Consider the following 20,750-nt stretch of genomic DNA (forward strand, 5'->3'; position numbering starts at 1 on the left):
GGGACATCCTTGGGAAACGCGGTCACGCGTATTGATTACGTATTGATTTCGTAGCGGTTACGTATTGGCTGGACCGGCTCGACCGTCGAGGCGCCGCGTGCCCGGCTGTGCGGTCCATGGAAAGCGGCGCCAGCCGGCTTCTGCGACAATACAAAGATCAGGAATTGTACGGGAAAGCGCCCAGCGAAGCGCGACCCGCGCGCCGTCAGGGCCATCGGGCCGGGCAGCACGCGCGGGTCATCGAGGCCGCCCGAGCCGCCATGCGCCGCTGCGAACTCCGGCAATTCCACACTCTCCCCCACGACCCATGCGCCGCGCTCTTCCGTCCGAACCCTCGCCGATTTCCACCCAGCCCCGCAACGACTGGCAGACCATCTTGTCGCTGCTGCCGTATCTGGCCACCTATAAATGGCGCGTCGGCTTCGCGCTCAGTTGCCTGATTGGCGCGAAGGTCGCCAATCTCGGCGTGCCGATCGTGATGAAGCGTATCGTCGACAGCCTCGCGTCCGTGCAGCATCTGACCGCGCTCGGCCGCGCGCACGACGCGCCCGGCATCGTGCTGCTCGGCGGCGTCGGTTTGCTGGTGGTCGCGTATGCGGTGGTGCGGCTGTCCACGTCGCTTTTCACCGAGCTGCGCGAAATCCTGTTTTCGAAGGTGACCGAAAGCGCGGTGCGCCAGCTCGCGCTGAAGGTGTTCCGTCATCTGCACGGGCTGTCGCTGCGCTTTCATCTGGAGCGGCAGACGGGCGGCATGTCGCGCGACATCGAACGTGGCACGCGCGGCATCACGCAACTGATTTCGTATTCGCTCTACAGCATCCTGCCGACGCTCGTCGAAGTCGGCCTCGTGCTCGGCTTTTTCGTCGTCAAATACGAGGCCTATTACGCGATCGTCACGTTCGTCGCGCTCGCGGTGTACATCGTGTTCACGGTGAAGGTCACCGAGTGGCGCACGCATTTTCGTCGCACGATGAACGAGCTCGATTCGAAGGCGAATTCGCGCGCGATCGACTCGCTGCTCAACTACGAGACCGTCAAGTACTTCGGCAACGAGGAGTGGGAGGCGAGCCGCTACGACGAAAACCTGAAGCGCTATCGTACGGCGGCGATCAAGTCGCAGCGTTCGCTGTCGGCGCTGAACTTCGGTCAGCAGGCGATCATCGGCACGGGGCTCGTGTTCATTCTGTGGCGCGCGACGCAAGGCGTGATGGCCGGACGTCTGACGCTCGGCGATCTGGTGCTGATCAACACGTTCATGCTGCAGCTGTATATCCCGCTGAATTTTCTCGGCGTCGTGTATCGCGAGCTGAAGCAGAGCCTCACCGACATGGACCGCATGTTCTCGCTGCTCGGCGCGCCGCAGGAGGTGCCCGACGCACTGGATGCGGTGGCTTTGCGGGTGAGTGGCGCGCAGGTGCGTTTCGATAACGTGAGCTTCGCGTACGAGCCGTCGCGGCAGATTCTGCACGACGTCAGCTTCACGATCGCGGCCGGCACGACGACCGCGGTGGTCGGGCATAGCGGCTCCGGCAAGTCGACGCTCGCGCGGTTGCTGTTCCGCTTCTACGATCTCGACCGCGCGACGGGCGGCGCGATCCGGATCGACGGACAGGACATTCGCGACGTCACGCAGGACTCGCTGCGCGCGTCGATCGGCATCGTGCCGCAGGACACGGTGCTGTTCAACGACTCGATCTACTACAACATCGCGTATGGCCGGCCGTCGGCGACGCGCGACGAAGTGATCGCGGCGGCACGCGCCGCGCACATTCACGAGTTCATCGAGAGCTTGCCGAAGGGCTATGACACGCCGGTCGGCGAGCGCGGGCTCAAGCTTTCCGGCGGCGAAAAGCAGCGCGTCGCGATCGCGCGGACCATCCTGAAGAATCCGCCGATCCTGCTATTCGACGAAGCGACCTCGGCGCTCGATTCACGCTCCGAGCGCGCGATCCAGCACGAGCTCGATCAGATCGCGCGCGAACGCACGACGCTGATCATCGCGCACCGGCTGTCGACGGTCGTGCACGCGCAGCAGATCATCGTGATGGACAAGGGGCGGATCGTCGAGCGCGGCACGCATGCGGAACTGCTGCGCGCGAACGGCCTGTTCGCGCAGATGTGGGCGCTGCAGCAGCGCGCCGCGCAGACGCCGGAGGCGACGCAAGGTGCGGACGGCTCGGAGCCGGTCGGTGCGAGCGAGAGCGCGGCGAAGTGATGTGCTGCGGAGACGGGCGAAGAGGTGGGCCGTCTACTTCACTAACCGGCCAGTCGGTGGCCAGAGCGCGTGATGCGGCGCAGGCCGTTTGAGCGCCGCCGTGGTTCAAGAAAGGATCGAGACTCAGGCCGCGAGACCCGGCATCCGGGGTCGCGGCTCAACCTTCGCTTCAGCGTGCCCGCAGCACCCGATCCAGCGCTTCCAGCTGCGCCTGAGTACCGACGTTCTCCCACAAGCCTTCATACAGCTCGCCGCTCGCGAGCCCACGCGCGATCGTCTCGCGATAGTACGGGCTCAGCGCGCGCCGCGTGCCGCGCGGCAAATCGCGGAACATCCGCGTGTCGTAGAGCCCGAAGCTCGCGAACGTGAAGCGCGGCTGCGTATCGAGCGAAAGCGCGCCGTCGGCGAGGCCGAAGTCGCCGTTCGGGTGAAACGCGGGGTTCGGCACCATCACCAGATGCATGCCCGGCTCGGGCAGCGCCTCCAGCCGGCCGGCATGCGCGTGTAGCGCGGCGTAGTCGTAATCGGTATAGACGTCGCCGGCCACTGCGACGAAGAGCTGATCCGCGCCGTTATCGGTCAGGAGCGGCAGGGCCTGGGCGATGCCGCCCGCCGTTTCCAGTGCCTCGTGCTCGGGCGAATAGCGCAACTCGACCTGCCAGCGCGAGCCGTCGCCGAGTGCCGCTTCGAACTGCTCGCCGAGCCACGCATGATTGATCACGATGCTGCGGATGCCGGCCCGCGCAAGCCGTTCGATCTGCCACACGATCAGCGGCTTGCCGCCCACTTCGAGCAAAGGCTTCGGGCACGCGTCGGTCAGCGGACGCATGCGCTCGCCGCGACCCGCGGCGAAAATCATCGCTTTCTTTACGGACATTGACATCGGTCAGAAGGTGTAGCCGACTTCCTGCGCGCGGCCTTCGAGGTCGTCGAGCAGTTTCGCGAACCCGCGCAGCGGCGCGTAACGTTCCGCCACCTTGCGCGCATAGCCGATGAAGCGCGGCAGGTCGTTCATGTAATGCGCCTTGCCGTCGCGGTAGTTGATCCGGCAGAACAGGCCCAGCACCTTGATGTGGCGCTGCAGGCCCATCCATTCGAGCTGGCGGTAGAACTCGCCGAAATCGGCGTCGACCGGCAGGCCGGCTTTTTTCGCGCGCTCCCAGTAGTACACGAAGCAGTCGAGCTCGAACTCCTCGTCCCAGCTGAGGAACGCGTCGCGCAACAGCGACACGACGTCGTAGGTGATCGGTCCGTACACCGCGTCCTGAAAATCGAGCACGCCGGGGTTGGGCTCGGCGATCATCAGATTGCGCGGCATGAAATCGCGCAGCATGAAGCTCTGCGGCTGCGCGCGCGCGCTCGCGACCAGCAGCGCGAAGGTGCGCTCGAGCAGCGCGCGGGTGTCGGCGTCGACCTCGCGGCCCAGGTGCCGGCCGATGAACCACTCGGGCATCAGCTCCATTTCGCGGCGCAGGAACGCTTCGTCGAACGGCGGCAGCACGTCTTCGTGCGATGCGAGCTGCCAGCGGATCAGCGCGTCCAGTGCGTCGCGCATCAGTGTGCGGGCCGCGCGGGTGTCGCCCGCGGCCTGCGCGTCGGTCAGCGCGCCGAGGTACGACGCGGTGCCGAGATCGGTGACGAGCATGAAACCGGCATCGAAATCGACTTCGAGCACGCGCGGCACGTGCACGCCGGCGGCGCCGAGCAGTTCGGCGACCTGCACGAATTCGCGGCATTTTTCCGGCGGCGGCGCGTCGACGGCGATCAGCGTGGCGGCTCCATTGCCTTGCGCCGCCTTACCGGCGAGCCGGAAATAACGGCGGAAACTGGCGTCCGACGAGGCCGGAACGAGGCTGTCGAGCTCGAGCGCGTGATGCGCCGCGTGGCCTTGCAGCCAGGCTTTGAGCAGGGAGAGACGGGAGTCTTGGTGGTCTTGGGTGGCGGGCAGCGTCATGAAAACCGGCGGCAAATTCTTGGGGGCAACGTCTTGCCATATAATACCCCACGACTTTTTTGACGCGACTCACACGCCAGCTTTCGCGTGTTTCGTTTTACCGCCCGCCTTAGCACTCGGCAAATGGTGAATCCAGATGTGCAGCCGACTCTCACGGTCGCGGTGTGCAGGCGGTGGATCGTGACGACGGCAGCCTGCGCACGGGTCGATTCGCCAAACGATACATGCCGCCCAGACAGCTTTCCGATATCACTCCCTCCTGTGCAGTAGTGCCGCGCAAAAGGCGGCTCGTCGCGGCGCTCGTCGCCGTTCCGGGCCTGATGCCCGCGCTTGCGCACGCCCAGCTGGCGGGGGAAGCTGCGCAGCCGCAACCGATCGATCCGCCGTGGGGCATGCAGATGGCCCCGCAGCTCGAGGACCATCCGCTGCAAAGCGGTCAGCGGCCGGCCACCTTCGTGCTCGGCGACCACGCGAGCGGCACGATCGATCAGGACCTCGCGGCCAAGGGCTCGGCCGAGGTGCGCCACAACACGGCCGTGATCAAGGCCGACGCGCTGCACTACGATCAGGACACGGACATGGCCGATGCATACGGCAATGTCCACGTGATCAACACCGGCAATACCTTCATCGGGCCCGAAGCGCATCTGCGCGTCGATTCGACCGAAGGCTTCATGACCGCGCCGAAGTACCACTTCAACCTGACGGGCGGCTCCGGCAGCGCGCAGCGCGTGGACCTGCTCGACGCCGAGCGCTCGGTGTTCACGCAGGGCACCTACACGGCGTGCGCGTGCACGGACAATCCGGCCTGGTACATCAAGGGCAGCGAGTTCGATTTCGACACCGGCGCGGACGAAGGCGTCGCCTACAACAGCGTGCTGTTCTTCCAGGGCGTGCCGGTATTCGCGTCGCCGTGGCTGTCGTTCCCGCTGTCGGGCGACCGCCGCAGCGGGCTGTTGCCGCCCACGTTCTCGCTGAGCTCGACCAACGGCTTCGAGTTGTCGGTACCGTATTACTTCAACATCGCGCCGAACCGCGATCTGACCGTGACGCCGCGGCTGATCTCGAAGCGCGGTGTGCAGCTGCAGAGCACGTTCCGCTATCTGTCGCCGACGTATTCCGGGTCGATCACCGGTGAGTTCCTGCCCGACGATCGCCTGACGAAGACCAACCGTTACGCGCTGTACATCCAGCACAACCAGAACTTCGGCAACGGCTTCGGCGGCTACATCTACTACAACAAGGTTTCGGATAACACCTATCCGGAAGACCTGTCGTCGTCGGTCAACCAGTTCATGAACGGCACCCAGCTCCTGTACCAGCAGGAAGCCGGGTTGACCTACAACAACGGACCGTGGTCCGTGCTCGCGCGCGAGCAGCACTGGCAGACGCTCGAACCGTCGGTCGCGCCGTACGGCCGCGAGCCACAGTTGAACGTGAAGTACGCGAAGTACAACATCGGCGGCTTCGACTTCGGCGCCGAGGCCGACTACACGCGATTCCGCATCACCACCGCGGACGTGAGCGAAGGCGAGCGGGTGCTGTTCAACCCGTACCTGTCGTATTCGGTGGTGGGGCCGGGCTACTTCGTCACGCCGAAGGTGCAATGGCACTTCGCGTCGTACAACCTGAACAACATCGGCACCGACCTGAACGGCGTGCCGAACGCGCAGAAGAATTTCACCGAGTCGATCCCGACCTTCACGTTCGACACCGGGCTGATCTTCGAGCGCTCGGTGCGCATTTTCGGCGCGGACTATATCCAGACGCTGGAACCGCGCCTGTACTACGTGTACACGCCGTACCGCAATCAGGCCAACGCGCCGCTGTTCGACACCGCGGAATCCGACTTCGGTCTCGCGGAAATCTTCACGCCGAACACCTTCGTCGGTAACGACCGGATCGCCGACGCGAACCGTCTGACCGCCGGCATCACGACGCGCTTCATCAACCCGGCAACGGGCGACGAACGCGCGCGTTTCGTGATCGCGCAGCAGTACTACTTCCAGGATCAGCGCGTCACGCTGCTGCCGAGCCAGACCAGCACGCAGGCCACCCATTCGGACCTGATCGTCGGCGCGTCGGTCAAGCTGGGCGCCGGTTTCGCGTCGGAAACGGCGTTCCAATATAATGCCGACAACAATCAGCTCGTGAAGACCAGCGTCGGTTTCGGCTTCAGTCCCGAGACCGGCAAGGTGCTGAACGTCGGGTATCGCTACACGCGCGCCAACACCACGCTCGACAACCAGCCGATCAACCAGGTGCTGGTTTCGGGCCAATGGCCGCTGTCGCACCGGGTGTTCGGGGTGGGCCGCCTCAATTACGACCTCGGCGGTCACCGGGTCGTCGACGCGCTGGTCGGCCTGCAATACGACGCGGACTGCTGGACGCTCGGCGCCGGCATCCAGCGCTATGCGAACGGCCTGAACACGTCGGGGCAGAATCAGTCGAGCACGCGGTTTCTGGCGCAGTTGACGTTCAAGGGGCTGTCGAGCGTCGACAATGGGCTGATGACCGCATTCCGCAGCAGCGTGGCCGGCTATACACCGTTGCCGCCGCCGCCACCGCCGGAGTCGCGGTTCACCAACTACGAATGACGCTCGCGCGGTCATTCATGGCATGCGAAAAGACGGGCGAAGCGCCCGACATCATTGGAGTATCTGTGGCAATCATGAAACAGCTTCGCTTGGCAACGCTCGCGGCGGGTCTCGTCGCCGCGGCGTCTTTTCTCCCGGTTGCGCCGGCACAGGCGCAGGCGTTGGGCGGCGGCAGCGGCCGCACGGTCGACACCATCGCCGCGGTGGTCAACAACGGCGTCATCACGCAGCGTGAGCTCGACGAACGGGTCGGCCTGATCACGCGCCGGCTGAACCAGCAGAACGCGCCGGTGCCGCCGGTCGAGCAGCTGCGCCAGCAGGTGCTCACGCAGATGGTGCTGGAACGCATCCAGCTGCAGAAGGCCAAGGAAGACGGCATCGTGATCGACGACGCGGCCGTGCAGCGCACGCTCGAACGTCTCGCGCAGGCCAACAACATGTCGCTCGAAATGTATCGCGCGCGCATCGAGGCGCAAGGCGTGCCCTGGAACACCTTCGTCGGCGACGCGCGCACCGAGCTGACGCTGTCGCGTCTGCGTGAGAAGGAAGTGGACAGCAAGATCACGGTGACGGACGCCGAGGTCGCGAACTACATCGCCAGCCAGCGCGGTCCGAACGCCGGCCAGACGAACGATCTGCACATGCAGCACATCCTCGTGAGGGCGCCGCTGAACGCGTCGCAACCCGAAATCGAGGCGGCGCAGAAGAAGGCTGAAGGCCTGCTCGCCGAAGCGAAGGGCGGCGCCAATTTCGAAAAGCTCGCGAAGTCCAATTCGCAGGCGCAGGATGCGGCGAAGAACGGCGGCGATCTCGGTTTCCTCGCGCCGACGAAGCTGCCGCCCGAGTTCGTGACGGCCGCCTCGACACTGCGTCCGGGTGAGGTCAATCCGGCGCTGATCCGCACCAACGACGGCTTCGAGATCGTGCGCCTCGTCGAGCGTCGCGCGGGCCAGGGCACCAGCGCGGATGCGCCGAAGCTGGTGCAGACGCACGTGCGCCACATCCTGCTGCGCGTCGGCGACGGCATGTCGGAGCCGCAGGCCCGCCAGAAGCTGCTCGACATCCGCAACCAGATCGCCGCGGGCGGCGACTTCGCGAAATTCGCGCGGACCTATTCGCAGGACGGCTCGGCGTCGCAAGGCGGCGACCTCGGCTGGATCAGCCCGGGCGAGACGGTGCCGGAATTCGAGCGCGCGATGAACTCGCTGCAGGACGGCCAGATCAGCGACCCGGTGCGCAGCGAATACGGCTACCACCTGATCCAGGTGCTGGGCCGCCGCGACGCGGAAGGCTCGGTCTCGCAGCAGATGGATCTGGCGCGTCAGGCGATTGGCCAGCGCAAGGCCGAGCAGGCCTACGCCGATTGGCTGCGCGAGCTGCGCGACACCGCATACGTCGAAGTGAAGCCCAGCGTAACGGGCCTGCAATAACCGGACTCACGTGATGACGAGCGCCGATCCGTCCGCTAATCGCCCGCTGCAGATTGCGATCACGACCGGCGAGCCCGCCGGCGTCGGTCCCGAGCTGACCGCGCAGGCGTTGGCCGGCGCGGCGGCGCACTGGCCCGGCGCGCAGTTCACCGTGCTCGGCGACGCGCAACTGCTTGCCGAACGCGCGCGGGCGGTCGGCGTCGACTGGGACGCGCTGCTCGCCCAGGGGCCGCGCGTGCGCGTCGAGCATTGCGCGCTCGGCACGGCGTCGCAGGCGGGCAAGCTCGACGCCGCGAACGGTCGCTACGTGCTCGATCTGCTCGACGCGGCGATCGACGGCGCGGTCGGCGGCAGGTTCGACGCGATCGTCACCGCACCGCTGCAAAAAAGCACGATCAACGATGCCGGTGTGCCGTTCACCGGCCACACCGAATATTTCGCCGAGCGCACCCATACGCCGCGCGTCGTGATGATGCTCGCGGGCACCGGCAAGCGGCCGCTGCGCGTCGCGCTCGCGACCACGCATCTGCCGCTGAAGGATGTCGCGACCGCGTTGACGATCGAAAGTCTGGTCGAGACGCTGCGCATCATCGATCGGGACTTGCGTCAGCACTTCGGCCTGCCCGCGCCGCGTATCCTCGTGACCGGGCTGAACCCGCATGCGGGCGAAAACGGCTATCTGGGCCGCGAGGAAATCGACGTGATCACGCCGGCGCTCACGCAGGCGAATGGCGAAGGCATCGACGCGCGCGGTCCGTATCCGGCCGACACGCTGTTCCAGCCGCGCCATCTCGACGAAGCCGACTGCGTGCTCGCGATGTTCCACGATCAGGGCCTACCGGTGCTCAAGTACGCGACGTTCGGCGAAGGCATCAACGTGACGCTCGGCCTGCCGATTATCCGCACGTCGGTCGACCACGGCACCGCACTCGATCTGGCCGGCACCGGTCGCGCCGACGCGGGCAGCCTGATGGCCGCGATCGACACGGCGGTGTCGATGGCAGGGCACCGGCGCGGGGGCTGAGCGCCGCTGCCGCGTGAGCGAGCGGCTGTGCAGTGGGCCCGTAGGCAGTCTCCGTGCGCGTCCATGGAACGTGCCACAAGCGTGGCATCATGCAATGTATTCAGCGGCGGCACGCACGTCGTGCGCGTCGCGCATGCCGCGCAACGTGTAGGCCGCGTTTCCTTTTTTCAGGCAGTTTTCTTTCTAGCGTTTCTTCGATGTCCACCAGCAGACAGCAAGGCCGACACCAGGGCCATCTCGCGCGTAAGCGTTTCGGTCAGAACTTTCTGGTCGACATGGGCGTGATCGATTCGATCGTCGACGTGATCCGGCCGCAGCGCGGCGAGCGCATGGTCGAGATCGGCCCGGGCCTCGGCGCGTTGACCGAACCGCTGATCGAGCGACTCGCGACGCCCGAGGCGCCGTTGCACGCGGTCGAACTGGACCGCGATCTGATCGGCCGTCTGAAGACGAAGTTCGGCGAGCTGCTCGAACTGCACGCGGGCGATGCGCTCGAGTTCGATTTCGGCTCGCTCGCGGCGCCGGGCGAGAAGGCGTCGCTGCGCATCGTCGGCAATCTGCCGTACAACATTTCGAGCCCGCTGCTGTTCCATCTGGCGACCTTCGCCGAGCGCGTGATCGATCAGCACTTCATGCTGCAGAACGAGGTTGTCGAGCGGATGGTCGCGGAGCCGGGCACCAAGGCGTTCAGCCGGCTGTCGGTGATGCTGCAGTACCGCTACGTGATCGACAAGCAGCTCGACGTGCCGCCCGAGTCGTTCCAGCCGCCGCCGAAGGTCGATTCGGCGATCGTGCGGATGATCCCGTACGAGCGGCACGAAATGCCGGTGGTCGACGAAACCGTGCTCGGCGAGGTGGTGACGGCGGCGTTTTCGCAGCGTCGCAAGATGTTGCGCAACACGCTGTCCGCATTGCGCGACACGGTGGATTTCGACGCGCTCGGCTTCGATCTGCAACGTCGCGCGGAGGATGTGCCGGTCGCGGAGTATGTGAGCGTTGCGCAGGCGGTGGCGGCGGCGCGCTCGGCGGCTGCGCCGGAATAAGCTTCGACAGGGGCAGCCAGACGGAGAGACGGGGTGTTGGCCTGCGCGCTTCGCGGCCAGCTTCGCAGAGCCCCCTTCGCAGCTGTGCGCTGAAGTCAGCCCGGCGCCGCGTGGGGCAATTTCAGGGCCACCTCAGCCGCACTTCCGTCTCACTTCAGCCGCGCACTCAGGCTCAGACCACCAAGGCCACGAAACCCCCCGCGCTCAAGCCGCGCTCCGTTTCGCCGGCGCATTGACGAGCGCGATACCGGCCAGCACCAGCAGCGCGGCGACGAGAAAGCGCGTGCTGAACGATTCGCCGAGCAGCAGCACGCCGAAGCTCACGCCGAACAGCGGCGTCAAGAACGAAAACACCGACAGCCGCGACGCGATATAGCGCGTCAGCAACCAGAACCACAGCAGATAGCTGACGAACGCGACCACCACCGCCTGATAAGCGAGGCTCGCGAGCGCGAGCGGCGTCACCGTGTCGACGCGTACCTGGCCGAGTCCAAGCGCCAGCGCGAGCAGCACCACCGCCGATACCGTCAACTGATAGAACAGCGTCTTGCTCGCGCTCGTATGTGCGAGCCGCGAGCCCCGTACCACGACGGTGGTCGCGGCCCACGCGATGCCGGCGAGCACGCCGAGCGCATCGCCGGCGGCGCCCGAAAGCGTCGCGCCGTGAGCCGTGCCTGCTGCTGTTCCTGCTGCGGTCCCGCCCGCGCCCGTGGCGGCGCCCGCATGCAGGAAGCCGTCCGCGAAGGCGAGTGCCATCCCCGCGAATGCGACGATGATGCCAATCCACTGGATGCGCCGCATCCGTTCGCCGTCGACGAACCAGTGCAGTCCCAGCGCGGTGAAGCACGGTGCCGTGTACAGAAACACCGCCATGCGCGATGCGCTCGTCAGCGTCAGGCCGAGAAAGATGCAGACGAACTCGGCGGCGAACAGCAACCCCGCGAGCAGGCCCGCGCCGAGCGTGCCGTCGTCGCGAAAGAGCGGCGTGCCGCGCGAGCGTGCCCATGCCCACACCAGCAGCGCCGCGATCGCCGAGCGCAAGCCCGCCTGAAACACCGGCGGCAGCGCCGCGTTGGTACTCTTGATCGCGACCTGCTGGAGTCCCCAGATCGCGCACAGGCCGACCATCAGCAGGATCGCGAAGCTATCCGGGGCGCGGCGCGTGGGCAGGGCGGTAGTCGTGGTGCTCATGGGCGATGTAGACAAGGTGAGCGAAGCAGGATCAGGCGCGGGAACGCGCTGGCGGACCGCTCAGGCCATTGGATCGTTGGGTCGTCAGGCCGCGCGGCGCGGCGGAGGCCATACGATAGCAAACCTGCGCTGCGCGAATCGCAGCATCTGTTTTCTACGTGGGGTTGCTTGCCTGTCATCGCCGCCTGGATTCGACGGCGTCGAATCCAGGCGGGACGTGAATGAGATGCGGGGGAGCAGATGTGGACCGGATGTGGATTATGAGTCCGGCTTTCTATCGTTGTGATTCTGGCGCCGGGCCGCGCGGGCGCGAGTGCGAGTCTTAGTCGACTCGGCCCTTCTTCTGGATCAGCTCGATCTTGTAGCCATCCGGATCGGCGACGAAAGCGATGACCGTCGTACCGTGTTTCATCGGACCCGCTTCGCGCGTGACGACACCGCCGCGCTTTTTCACTTCTTCGCACGCGGCATACGCATCGTCCACTTCGAGGGCGATGTGGCCGTAGCCGTTGCCGAGGTCGTATTTATCGGTATCCCAGTTGTGGGTCAGTTCGATTGCCGCCGCTTCCGATTCGTCTTCGTAACCGACGAAGGCCAGCGTGAATTTGCCGTCCGGGTAGTCGTGCTTGCGGAGCAGGCGCATGCCGAGCACTTCGGTATAGAAGCGGATAGAGGCGTCCAGATCGCCAACTCGAAGCATCGTATGCAAGATTCGCATGGGTCATCCTTTGAGAGAGTGTCGATAAATGCATCGACTTCCGGCAATTGTAAATGATTGCCTCATAACCGATGCGAGCCTGCATGGGCGCGGCGGCGAAGCGCGGCGAGCCTTAAAGCGTCGGCAGCAATTCCGGCGGATGCGACTTCAGCGTCTGCCGCGCCTCGCGGAATTCCGGAAAAATCGATTCGACCGTTTGCCAGAAACGCGGGCTGTGATTCATCTCGCGCAGATGCGAGAGTTCGTGCGCGACGACGTAGTCGATGATCGACAGTGGGAAATGAATCAGCCGCCAGTTCAGGCGGATCTTGCCGTCGCTCGAGCAACTGCCCCAGCGCGTTGCCGCCGAAGAGAGCGCATACGTGCGGTAGTTGACGCCGAGCTTCTGCGCGTAAATCGCCAGACGCTCGCCGAACAGGCGCTTCGCTTCGCCTTGCAGCCAGCCCTGCACGCGGTCCTTGATCTGCTGCGGATCGGCCTGCAACGGCAGCGGTAATTGCAGCACCGCCTGCCCGGCATCGAACGTGAGCATGCCGCGCGGTGCGCCGAGCGTCACGCGCACCGGCTGGCCGAGGTAAGGTACTTCGGCGCCGTCTTTCCAGTCGATCTTCGGCAACGCGCGCTGCTCAACCCGCGTTTGCCATTCGATCAGCTTCGTGAAAATCCAGCGCTGTTTTTCGGTGATCGCGGTTTCGATGTCGGCGAGCGTGACCCAGCGCGGTGCGGTGATCGTGAGGCCGGAGCTGTCGATCGCAAAGCCGATCGAACGGCGTGCCGAACGCTTGAGCGCGTAATGCAGCGTGCGCGAACCGATGGTGAGACTGCGCAGCTTGCTGCCGTCCGGCGCGAGCAATGGGGCGGGCGGCGGCACGGACGATGCACCGGCTGTGCCCGGCAAACCAGGCGCCGGCGCGGCAGGTGATGGAGACGAGGATGTCGACCCCGGCTCGGCGAAGAGTGGGAGATCGAGTTGCCGGTTTTCGAGCGCCGCGGCGGGCTGCGGCGTAGGAGACTTCTGCATCGGCTTCGCTTCGCGCAATACGCCTTCAGGCTTCGAGGGCGTGGCGCGTCAGATGGGAGCGGCGGCGGAACCACCTGCCGCTGCGCTATAGGCAGTCGGATCGATGCGGCGCATTTCGGCTTCGATCCACTGTTCGACGCGCGTGTTCACTTCGTCGGGCGTGAGCCCCGTCGTATCGATCGGCTTGCCGATCGACACCGTGACTATACCCGGATATTTCGTAAACGAGTTACGCGGCCAGACGCGCCCCGCGTTGTGCGCGATCGGCACGACCGGCGCGCCGGTGGCGACCGCGAAGCGCGCGCCGCCGGTCTTGTACTTGCCCTGCTTGCCGGTCGGCGTGCGCGTGCCTTCCGGAAACATGATGACCCACGCGCCTTCGGCCATGCGCACCTTGCCCTGCCTGATCACCGATTCGAACGCGTACTTGCCTTCCTTGCGGTTGATGTGAACCATCTTCAGCATGCCGAGCGCCCAGCCGAAGAACGGCACGTACAGCAGCTCGCGCTTGAACACGTAGCACAGCGGCCGCGGCATCAGCGCGGGGAACGCGAGCGTTTCCCACGCCGACTGATGCTTCGACAGCAGCACGGCCGGCCCGTTGGGCAGATTCTCGAAGCCTTCGATCCGGTAGCGGATGCCGTTCAGGTAGCGCACCGTCCACAGCGTCAGACGGCACCAGCCGGCCGCCATCCAGTAGCGGTTTTCCGCGCGCAGGAACGGAAACGCGATGAAGCACGCGGTCGCGTACGGCACCGTGACCAGCACGAAATAGATCAGCAGCAGCAGGGAGCGGAGAAGGCGCATCGGCGGGATCGGCGGGATCGGTGAGGGTGGGGAGCGCGCGGCGCACGCGGGCGTGCCGGCGTCACTCCTGAACGTCGGAGAGGAAGTCGAGAGCGAACGCGCGCAGGTCGTCGTGCACGATCGTGCCTTCAGGCAGGCCGCCGGCCGCGAGTGTCTTGCGACCCTTGCCGCTCAGCACGAGGTGCGTCGGATGACCGAGCGCCGCGCCCGCCTGCAGATCGCGCAGCGAATCGCCGACCACGTGCGTGTGCGCCGGATCGATCTCGAAACGCTCGGCGATCATCTTCAGCATGCCGGGCTTCGGCTTGCGGCATTCGCAGTGATCTTCGGCCGTGTGCGGGCAGAAGAACACCGCGTCGATGCGCGCGCCGACCGCGGCCGCCAGCCGGTGCATCTTCAGATGCATCGCGTTCAACGCGTTCATGTCGAACAGACCGCGGCCGATACCCGACTGGTTGGTCGCGACCGCGACGCGATAGCCCGCCTGGTTCAGGCGCGCGATCGCTTCGAGCGCGCCGGGCAGCGCGACCCATTCGTCCGGCGACTTGATGAACGCGTCGGAGTCGACGTTGATCACGCCGTCGCGGTCGAGGATCACCACTTTCTTGTTCGGCATGGCGCGGTACTCAGGCGGCGAGTCGGGAGATGTCGGCGACGCAGTTCATCTGCTGATGCAGTGCGCCGAGCAGAGCCAGACGGTTCGCGCGCAACGCCGGGTCTTCGGCGTTGACCATCACGTCGTTGAAGAACGTGTCGACCGGTTCGCGCAAGGCGGCCAGCGCGGTCAGCGCGCCGGTGTAGTCGCGCGCGGCCAGTTGCGACTGCACGCGCGGCGTCACCTGTTCGAGCTGCGCGTTGAGCGCCTGTTCGGCCGCTTCGGTGAGCAGCGCGGGCTGCACGCCGCCGTTCGTCACGCCTTCCGACTTCTTCAGGATGTTCGAGATGCGCTTGTTGGCCGCCGCGAGCGACGCCGCTTCCGCGAGCGACGCGAATTCGCGCACCGCATCCAGACGCGCGACGATGTCGTCGAGGCGCGTCGGGTTCAGCGCGAGCACCGCGTCGATTTCGCCGGCCGCGTAGCCGCGTTCGCGCAACAGGCCGCGCAGGCGGTCCATGCTGAACTCGTAGATCGCGTCGGTCGAATCGGCGACGTTCGGCACACCGGCGAATTGCGCATACGCGGCGCGCAGCAACTCGACGAAGTCGACCGGCAACTGCTTCTCGACCAGAATCCGCAGCACGCCGAGCGCATGACGGCGCAGCGCGAACGGGTCTTTCTCGCCGGTGGGCTGCAGGCCGATGCCCCAGATGCCGACCAGCGTTTCGAGCTTGTCGGCGAGCGCGACGATCGTGCCGGTCGCGGTGGTGGGCAATGCATCGCCCGAGAAGCGCGGCTGATAGTGCTCCGAGCACGCGAGCGCGACTTCTTCCGGCTCGCCGTCGTGGCGCGCGTAGTACGTGCCCATCGTGCCTTGCAGCTCGGGGAATTCGCCGACCATGTCGGTGATCAGGTCGGCCTTCGCGAGACGCGCGGCGCGCTTCGCGAGCGCGACGTCGGCGCCGGTCAGCGCGGCGATCGCGCCGGCCAGCCCTTCGAGTCGCTCGACGCGTTGCAGCGCCGAGCCGAGCTTGTTGTGATAGACGACGTTCGCGAGCAGCGGCACGCGTTCGGCGAGCGGCTTCTTCTTGTCCTGCGTGAAGAAGAACTTCGCGTCGGCCAGACGCGGACGCACCACGCGTTCGTTACCTTCGACGATCTCGACCGGCGTCTCGGTCTCGATGTTCGACACGATCAGGAAGCGCGAGCGCAGCTTGCCGTTCGCATCGGTCAGCGCGAAGTACTTCTGGTTCGTTTGCATCGTCAGGATCAGGCATTCCTGCGGCACCTGCAGGAATTCGTCCTCGAAGCGGCACTCGTAGACGACTGGCCATTCGACCAGCGACGTCACTTCGTCGAGCAGCGCTTCGGGCATCACGACCTTGTCGTCGCCAGCCTGCGCGAGCAGTTGCGAGCGGATCGCGTCCTTGCGCCTGGCGAAGCTCGCGATCACGCGGCCCTTGTGTTCGAGCGTTTCCGCATACGACTGCGCGTGCTGGATCGCCACCAGACCGTCGGACAGGAAGCGATGGCCGAGCGTGGTGTCGTCGGCGTCGATGCCGAGCGCGCTGACCGGCACGATCGCGTTGTCGTGCAGCGCGGTCAGACGATGCACCGGACGCACGAACTGCACGCTCGAGCCGTCCGGACGCTGATAGGTCATGACCTTTGGAATCGGCAGCTTCGCGAGCGTTTCGTCGAGCGCGCCTTGCAGGCCGTCGGCGAGCGTTGCGCCCGGCGCCGCGTAGCGCAGGAAGAACGCTTCGGCTTTACCGTCCTGCGCGCGTTCGAGGTCGTTCACCGAGAAGTCGGGGAAACCGAGCGCGGCGAGTTTCTTCGCGAGCGGCGCGGTGGGCTGGCCGTCTTTGTCGAGCGCGACGGAAACCGGCAGCACTTTTTCGCGCACGTGTTTTTCCGGCGCGACCGCGCGCACGTTGTGGATCATGACCGCGAGGCGGCGCGGCGTCGCATAGCGTTCGAACGACGGTTCGCCGTCGATCAGGTCGCGCGCCGCGAGGCGCTGCGCGATGCCTTCGGCGAACGCGTCGCCGAGACGGGCCAGGGCTTTCGGCGGCAGTTCTTCAGTCAGCAGCTCGACGAGCAGGGTAGCGTGTTGAGATTGAGTCATGGGTTGATGTTCTCGTCAGTCCTGGTCGATCTTGCGTTCGACTTTCAGCGGCGGCGCCCACGCGGGCATCGCGGCTTCCTGCGCGTCGGTGGTGAGGCCGGGCACGCCGTGCACCGGATTGCCGAGCATCGGGAAGCCGAGCTTTTCGCGTGACTCGTAGTAGGCCTGCGCGACCAGACGTGACAGCGCGCGAATCCGGCCGATGTAGGCCGCGCGTTCCGTGACCGAAATCGCGCCGCGCGCGTCGAGCAGGTTGAACGTGTGGCCGGCCTTCAGCACGAGTTCGTAGGCGGGCAGTGCGATCTGCGCGTCGATCATGCGCTTCGCTTCCGCTTCGTAGCTGTTGAAGAACGTGAACAGCAGATCGACGTTCGCGTGTTCGAAGTTGTACGTCGATTGCTCGACTTCGTTCTGGTGGTAGACGTCGCCGTAAGTCAGGCGACGGATTTCCGGGCCGTTCGGGCCCTGCTCTTCCCACTCGGTCCAGACGAGGTCGTAGACGTTTTCGACCTTCTGCAGATACATCGCGAGGCGCTCGAGGCCGTAGGTGATTTCGCCGAGCACCGGCTTGCAGTCGAGACCGCCGACCTGCTGGAAATACGTGAACTGGGTCACTTCCATGCCGTTCAGCCACACTTCCCAGCCGAGGCCCCATGCGCCGAGCGTCGGGTTTTCCCAGTCGTCTTCGACGAAGCGCACATCGTTCTGCTTCAGGTCGAAGCCGAGCGCTTCGAGCGAGCCGAGGTACAGGTCGAGAATGTTTTCCGGCGCGGGCTTGAGCACCACCTGGTACTGGTAGTAATGCTGCAGACGGTTCGGGTTCTCGCCGTAGCGACCGTCTTTCGGACGACGCGACGGTTGCACGTAGGCGGCGCGCCACGGCTCGGGGCCGATTGCGCGCAGGAACGTATGGACGTGGGACGTGCCCGCGCCGACTTCCATGTCGATCGGCTGGAGCAACGCGCAGCCCTGCTTGTCCCAGTAGGACTGCAAGGTCAGGATGATTTGCTGAAACGTGAGCATGAAGTGCCTTTCGGGCAGGGGGCCATGCCGCGTGCGCCTGAGCGCGCGAGGGGCCGTGGAGCGAAGTGCTAAACCCGAGATTTTAACGGAAAGGACGGGGGGCGGCCGGTTTTGCGGGGTCGGACGCGCGCGGATGCGGTTTTTTGGACGACAGCTGGAGGGGCGAGGGTGCTGTTCGGGGAGGGGCTGGCACAGGAAGGGGGCGTTGCCGATGAGGTTTCCGATGTCGATGAGCCGTGCTGGTTAAATTATATCTTGATTGAGATAAAAATTAGTCCGATTCCGATAGACGGTGGATCGTGCACTTTCGATACTGTCGTGCGCGCATCGCTTGGGGCATGCAGGTTCGCTTTCGACGGGAACAGGCCGCTGGCGATGGCTTGCGGTTGCAGCGCAGACGATCCCTCACGAGATGCAGGACACCATGACGATCAGGCAGATGACCCCCGACGACCAGGCGCTGCTGCTGCGCCTGACCGACATCGCGTTGCAATGGGCGGCGGGGCGGATCACGTTCGAAGAGGTTACTCAGCGCATCGGTAAGCCGCCCGATCAGTCGGACGAGTTCGACCTCATCCGATATGAGTACTACGTGAACCGAGTCATGACGTTTGAGTTCGTCTACGACAAGCTGAAACTCGTCGATGGAAAACCCAGCCTCGCTTTCTTCGGGCTCGAAGTCGGTAGTGACGTTCACGCCAACATCCCCTACGAATGTTTCGACAAGCTGGGCCTGCACCGGCTGGTGCGGGGAGAGACGATCGATGGTGTTCGTCGCGAGCGCATGGATTTTTTTGTACCGTCAGGCGCGCTCGATATAACGGGATTCTATGGGACGGACTACGTTTCTTTTGGATATCGGCTACCGCTGCCGCCTGACTCCCTATTCGACGTATATGCAGGCTGTAGCTATTACGTGGAATGGATCGACGCTAACGATGCGCCAACTCTCGGCAATATTCGCAAAGCAGAAAACTTGCGCGATCTCGGGGTTAGTCGTCATTACCTGACGCCGCAAGAACTGGAGCAGCGTCGCCAGGCCGCGCAGGCGGCTTCTGATTCAATACAGCGAGGCCCGAGATGACAGCAGCGGAAAAGCCACGTACCCACAAGGTAGGGCCCCATACGATGCACGTGAACCGGATTCAGCCAACCAGCGCGAACCGGATGCCGCTTTATGTCATGTGTACGCCGGACCGGTGGGGTCTGCGCTATTCGGACGAGGAAAAGGGGGCGCTCGCGTATCCGGTTGCTCGCGACTATGCGAAAGAAATCCTTCAGACGCTGACGACGCAAGTCCAATGGGGCGAAGCGTATTTCGGACCGCCAGGGAGGACGCCGACACTCAAGCTTCAGTGGCCACTGGAACCGGGCAATCAGATAAAGAATTTAAGCGAACTGCTCAGGCCGCACATCGCCAAGGCGCTCACCAGTCCAACGGCGGGATTCGGTATTCCGTGGGGCGCGGTCCCAAGGAGCATGGGGCTTTATTCTCCTTCGGCTGATCGCCCATCGGGTGAACAGGGCGCGTTCACCGTCAACGACTGGAGCCTGCGCCTGAACGTAGGCATGCTCAAAGCCATGTTCGGCATCAAGGCCAGCGAGGTCGCGCCAGAGTCGGATGCCGCTAGCCGTGCCGATCAGATAGAACCGCTCCAGATACTCGCCGATACGCTCTACCACGAAGCACGACACTGCCAGCAATGGTTCTGGGTCTATGCGCTGGTTCAGCAGTATCCCGACAATTTCCCGGACACGCCGAACATTGCGCAATGGCCCACCGCACTCGCGTCGGGTGGCAAACAGAATAACCAGGTCGACCAGGCGCAGTCAGTTGTCACGTTGGCCGCGAGCCAGCCAATTCCCACGGACCCGCTCGCCCTGGCCAGCCTCAAGCGCATGGCAGTGGGCCTCTATCTCTACACGCTGAATATCTGGCGATACAACAAGGCAGGGGTGCATTACCCGCCGTTCATCCGGACGACCCGCGAATTGGACGAAGAAATCCGGCGCGCGCGGGCTCACGCAATCGATCTGCTGCAGCACGTCGGCGTGGGCGGAACTCCAATCGACGTCGATGCCATGGTGGCCGAACCGAGCCGATGCTACTGCGACTACACGGCGCGGCCTTGGGAAAACGATGCATTCTTCTGCGGCGAGACGGCCACGGCCTACTGGAAGTCGACGGTCGATCCGCACAGGGCGCTCGATATCCATGAGTCGGATCAGTGCAGCCGGGCCTATGAGTTAGCCGACGCCCACCAGAAAAAGCTCACCCGCCTGGCCGATGCTGCTGGCGCGCGCACCAGCGACTCCAGTTCAGGTGAGAGCCAGTGACATTGCAAACCACGGCGGTAGAAAAGCAGATGACCCCCGATGACCAGGCGCTGCTGCTGCGCCTGACCGACATCGCGTTGCAATGGGCGGCGGGGCGGATCACGTTCGAAGAGGTGACTCAGCGCCTTGGCAAACCGCCATATCACTCGGAACAGGTAGACATCATCAAGTACGGGTATTTCGTGAAGGGTGTCATGTCGGCTCTTTTCTTCTACGACAAGCTGAAACTCGTCGATGGAAAACCTCGCATCGACTTCTTTCAACTTGAGGTCGATAGCGATCTTCGCACCAATATTCCCTACGAATGCTTCGATAACCTCGGCCTGCACCGACTAGTGCGCGGCGAGACGATCGATGGCGTTCGTCGCGAAGGCATGGATTTTTTTGTACCGTCAGGCGCGCTCGATATAACGGGATTCTATGGAAAGAACTACGTTTCTTTCGGGTATCGGTTGGCGCTGCCGCCTGACTCCTTATTCGACGTATATCTAGGCGCTAGCTATGACGTGGAATGGATCGATGCTAACGAAGCGCCAGTCCTCGGCAATATTCGCAAAGCGGAAAACTTGCGCGATCTTGGGGTTAGTCGTCATTACCTGACGCCGCGAGAGCTTGAGCAGCGCCGCCAGGCTACGCAGCACACGGACTGACACGGAGAGCTTCG

Annotated in this window: 18 protein-coding genes; 8 read left to right on the top strand and 10 right to left on the bottom strand. The window is 64.7% G+C overall.

What is annotated here, in order from left to right:
* Positions 1-35 precede the first annotated feature (35 nt).
* Positions 36-290, bottom strand: coding sequence for a hypothetical protein (locus HHL14_RS07320; protein WP_206002238.1), 255 nt, complete (start codon positions 288-290; stop codon positions 36-38).
* Positions 291-307: 17 nt separating this feature from the next.
* On the opposite strand from HHL14_RS07320, the gene HHL14_RS07325 reads away from it, so the two are divergent.
* Positions 308-2,215 carry an ABCB family ABC transporter ATP-binding protein/permease gene (locus tag HHL14_RS07325; protein WP_169496929.1) on the top strand — a complete coding sequence of 636 codons (1,908 nt, stop codon included), beginning with the start codon at positions 308-310 and terminating at the stop codon, positions 2,213-2,215.
* 169 nt (positions 2,216-2,384) lie between these two features.
* Here HHL14_RS07325 and murU read toward each other — a convergent pair whose 3' ends face one another.
* Both murU and HHL14_RS07335 read right to left on the bottom strand, forming a co-directional pair.
* The gene (murU, locus tag HHL14_RS07330; RefSeq protein ID WP_169496930.1) at positions 2,385-3,098 is read right to left on the bottom strand and encodes an N-acetylmuramate alpha-1-phosphate uridylyltransferase MurU; all 714 of its coding nucleotides are present in this window, start codon (positions 3,096-3,098) and stop codon (positions 2,385-2,387) included.
* A gap of 3 nt (positions 3,099-3,101) precedes the next feature.
* Positions 3,102-4,169, bottom strand: coding sequence for an aminoglycoside phosphotransferase family protein (locus HHL14_RS07335; RefSeq protein WP_169496931.1), 1,068 nt, complete (start codon positions 4,167-4,169; stop codon positions 3,102-3,104).
* A 224-nt stretch (positions 4,170-4,393) separates the two neighbouring features.
* On the opposite strand from HHL14_RS07335, the gene HHL14_RS07340 reads away from it, so the two are divergent.
* From HHL14_RS07340 to rsmA, 4 genes are all read left to right on the top strand, one after another.
* Positions 4,394-6,766 carry an LPS-assembly protein LptD gene (locus HHL14_RS07340; RefSeq protein ID WP_169496932.1) on the top strand — a complete coding sequence of 791 codons (2,373 nt, stop codon included), beginning with the start codon at positions 4,394-4,396 and terminating at the stop codon, positions 6,764-6,766.
* A gap of 65 nt (positions 6,767-6,831) precedes the next feature.
* A complete protein-coding gene (locus HHL14_RS07345; protein ID WP_329601630.1) occupies positions 6,832-8,196 on the top strand; it encodes a peptidylprolyl isomerase in 1,365 nt (454 codons plus the stop codon).
* A 13-nt stretch (positions 8,197-8,209) separates the two neighbouring features.
* Positions 8,210-9,220 carry a 4-hydroxythreonine-4-phosphate dehydrogenase PdxA gene (pdxA, locus tag HHL14_RS07350; RefSeq protein ID WP_169496934.1) on the top strand — a complete coding sequence of 337 codons (1,011 nt, stop codon included), beginning with the start codon at positions 8,210-8,212 and terminating at the stop codon, positions 9,218-9,220.
* Between the two features lie 197 nt (positions 9,221-9,417).
* Complete coding sequence (gene rsmA, locus HHL14_RS07355; protein ID WP_169496935.1) at positions 9,418-10,263, top strand: 16S rRNA (adenine(1518)-N(6)/adenine(1519)-N(6))-dimethyltransferase RsmA; 846 nt, start codon at positions 9,418-9,420, stop codon at positions 10,261-10,263.
* A gap of 204 nt (positions 10,264-10,467) precedes the next feature.
* Here the strand turns inward: rsmA and HHL14_RS07360 are convergent, their stop codons facing one another.
* From HHL14_RS07360 to glyQ, 7 genes are all read right to left on the bottom strand, one after another.
* Positions 10,468-11,454 carry a DMT family transporter gene (locus tag HHL14_RS07360; RefSeq protein WP_169496936.1) on the bottom strand — a complete coding sequence of 329 codons (987 nt, stop codon included), beginning with the start codon at positions 11,452-11,454 and terminating at the stop codon, positions 10,468-10,470.
* A 322-nt stretch (positions 11,455-11,776) separates the two neighbouring features.
* Positions 11,777-12,172 carry a lactoylglutathione lyase gene (gene gloA / locus HHL14_RS07365; RefSeq protein ID WP_169496937.1) on the bottom strand — a complete coding sequence of 132 codons (396 nt, stop codon included), beginning with the start codon at positions 12,170-12,172 and terminating at the stop codon, positions 11,777-11,779.
* A 112-nt stretch (positions 12,173-12,284) separates the two neighbouring features.
* Positions 12,285-13,193 (bottom strand): M48 family metallopeptidase, encoded by a 909-nt coding sequence (locus tag HHL14_RS07370; RefSeq protein ID WP_169496938.1) that lies wholly within the window; start codon positions 13,191-13,193, stop codon positions 12,285-12,287.
* 48 nt (positions 13,194-13,241) lie between these two features.
* The gene (locus tag HHL14_RS07375) at positions 13,242-14,000 is read right to left on the bottom strand and encodes a lysophospholipid acyltransferase family protein (RefSeq protein WP_169496939.1); all 759 of its coding nucleotides are present in this window, start codon (positions 13,998-14,000) and stop codon (positions 13,242-13,244) included.
* 61 nt (positions 14,001-14,061) lie between these two features.
* Positions 14,062-14,616 (bottom strand): D-glycero-beta-D-manno-heptose 1,7-bisphosphate 7-phosphatase, encoded by a 555-nt coding sequence (gene gmhB, locus HHL14_RS07380; RefSeq protein ID WP_169496940.1) that lies wholly within the window; start codon positions 14,614-14,616, stop codon positions 14,062-14,064.
* Between the two features lie 10 nt (positions 14,617-14,626).
* Positions 14,627-16,726, bottom strand: a complete 2,100-nt coding sequence (glyS, locus tag HHL14_RS07385) for a glycine--tRNA ligase subunit beta (RefSeq protein ID WP_169496941.1) — start codon at positions 16,724-16,726, stop codon at positions 14,627-14,629.
* Between the two features lie 15 nt (positions 16,727-16,741).
* A complete protein-coding gene (glyQ, locus tag HHL14_RS07390) occupies positions 16,742-17,749 on the bottom strand; it encodes a glycine--tRNA ligase subunit alpha (RefSeq protein ID WP_169496942.1) in 1,008 nt (335 codons plus the stop codon).
* Between the two features lie 424 nt (positions 17,750-18,173).
* Between glyQ and HHL14_RS07395 the strand changes: the two genes are divergently transcribed.
* Genes HHL14_RS07395 through HHL14_RS07405 form a run of 3 tightly spaced genes read left to right on the top strand, consistent with a single transcriptional unit; the run spans position 18,174 to position 20,736 of the window.
* Complete coding sequence (locus HHL14_RS07395) at positions 18,174-18,833, top strand: hypothetical protein (protein ID WP_206002240.1); 660 nt, start codon at positions 18,174-18,176, stop codon at positions 18,831-18,833.
* Positions 18,830-20,086 carry a hypothetical protein gene (locus HHL14_RS07400; protein ID WP_206002241.1) on the top strand — a complete coding sequence of 419 codons (1,257 nt, stop codon included), beginning with the start codon at positions 18,830-18,832 and terminating at the stop codon, positions 20,084-20,086. The genes HHL14_RS07395 and HHL14_RS07400 overlap by 4 nt, the downstream gene beginning before the upstream one ends.
* Complete coding sequence (locus HHL14_RS07405; RefSeq protein WP_169496945.1) at positions 20,083-20,736, top strand: hypothetical protein; 654 nt, start codon at positions 20,083-20,085, stop codon at positions 20,734-20,736. Before HHL14_RS07400 ends, HHL14_RS07405 begins: the two co-directional genes overlap by 4 nt.
* Positions 20,737-20,750 lie beyond the last annotated feature (14 nt).

It is taken from the genome of Paraburkholderia antibiotica (assembly GCF_012927125.1).
In the GTDB taxonomy this organism is placed as follows: Bacteria; Pseudomonadota; Gammaproteobacteria; order Burkholderiales; family Burkholderiaceae; genus Paraburkholderia; species Paraburkholderia antibiotica.

What these genes read in the sequence shown, in the direction of transcription:
- HHL14_RS07325 (WP_169496929.1), top strand. Translation starts at nt 308, where the DNA reads ATGCGCCGCGCTCTTCCGTCCGAACCCTCGCCGATTTCCACCCAGCCC.
- murU (WP_169496930.1), bottom strand. Translation starts at nt 3,098, where the DNA reads ATGTCAATGTCCGTAAAGAAAGCGATGATTTTCGCCGCGGGTCGCGGC.
- HHL14_RS07335 (WP_169496931.1), bottom strand. Translation starts at nt 4,169, where the DNA reads ATGACGCTGCCCGCCACCCAAGACCACCAAGACTCCCGTCTCTCCCTG.
- HHL14_RS07340 (WP_169496932.1), top strand. Translation starts at nt 4,394, where the DNA reads ATGCCGCCCAGACAGCTTTCCGATATCACTCCCTCCTGTGCAGTAGTG.
- pdxA (WP_169496934.1), top strand. Translation starts at nt 8,210, where the DNA reads ATGACGAGCGCCGATCCGTCCGCTAATCGCCCGCTGCAGATTGCGATC.
- rsmA (WP_169496935.1), top strand. Translation starts at nt 9,418, where the DNA reads ATGTCCACCAGCAGACAGCAAGGCCGACACCAGGGCCATCTCGCGCGT.
- HHL14_RS07360 (WP_169496936.1), bottom strand. Translation starts at nt 11,454, where the DNA reads ATGAGCACCACGACTACCGCCCTGCCCACGCGCCGCGCCCCGGATAGC.
- gloA (WP_169496937.1), bottom strand. Translation starts at nt 12,172, where the DNA reads ATGCGAATCTTGCATACGATGCTTCGAGTTGGCGATCTGGACGCCTCT.
- HHL14_RS07370 (WP_169496938.1), bottom strand. Translation starts at nt 13,193, where the DNA reads ATGCAGAAGTCTCCTACGCCGCAGCCCGCCGCGGCGCTCGAAAACCGG.
- HHL14_RS07375 (WP_169496939.1), bottom strand. Translation starts at nt 14,000, where the DNA reads ATGCGCCTTCTCCGCTCCCTGCTGCTGCTGATCTATTTCGTGCTGGTC.
- gmhB (WP_169496940.1), bottom strand. Translation starts at nt 14,616, where the DNA reads ATGCCGAACAAGAAAGTGGTGATCCTCGACCGCGACGGCGTGATCAAC.
- glyS (WP_169496941.1), bottom strand. Translation starts at nt 16,726, where the DNA reads ATGACTCAATCTCAACACGCTACCCTGCTCGTCGAGCTGCTGACTGAA.
- glyQ (WP_169496942.1), bottom strand. Translation starts at nt 17,749, where the DNA reads ATGCTCACGTTTCAGCAAATCATCCTGACCTTGCAGTCCTACTGGGAC.
- HHL14_RS07395 (WP_206002240.1), top strand. Translation starts at nt 18,174, where the DNA reads ATGACGATCAGGCAGATGACCCCCGACGACCAGGCGCTGCTGCTGCGC.
- HHL14_RS07400 (WP_206002241.1), top strand. Translation starts at nt 18,830, where the DNA reads ATGACAGCAGCGGAAAAGCCACGTACCCACAAGGTAGGGCCCCATACG.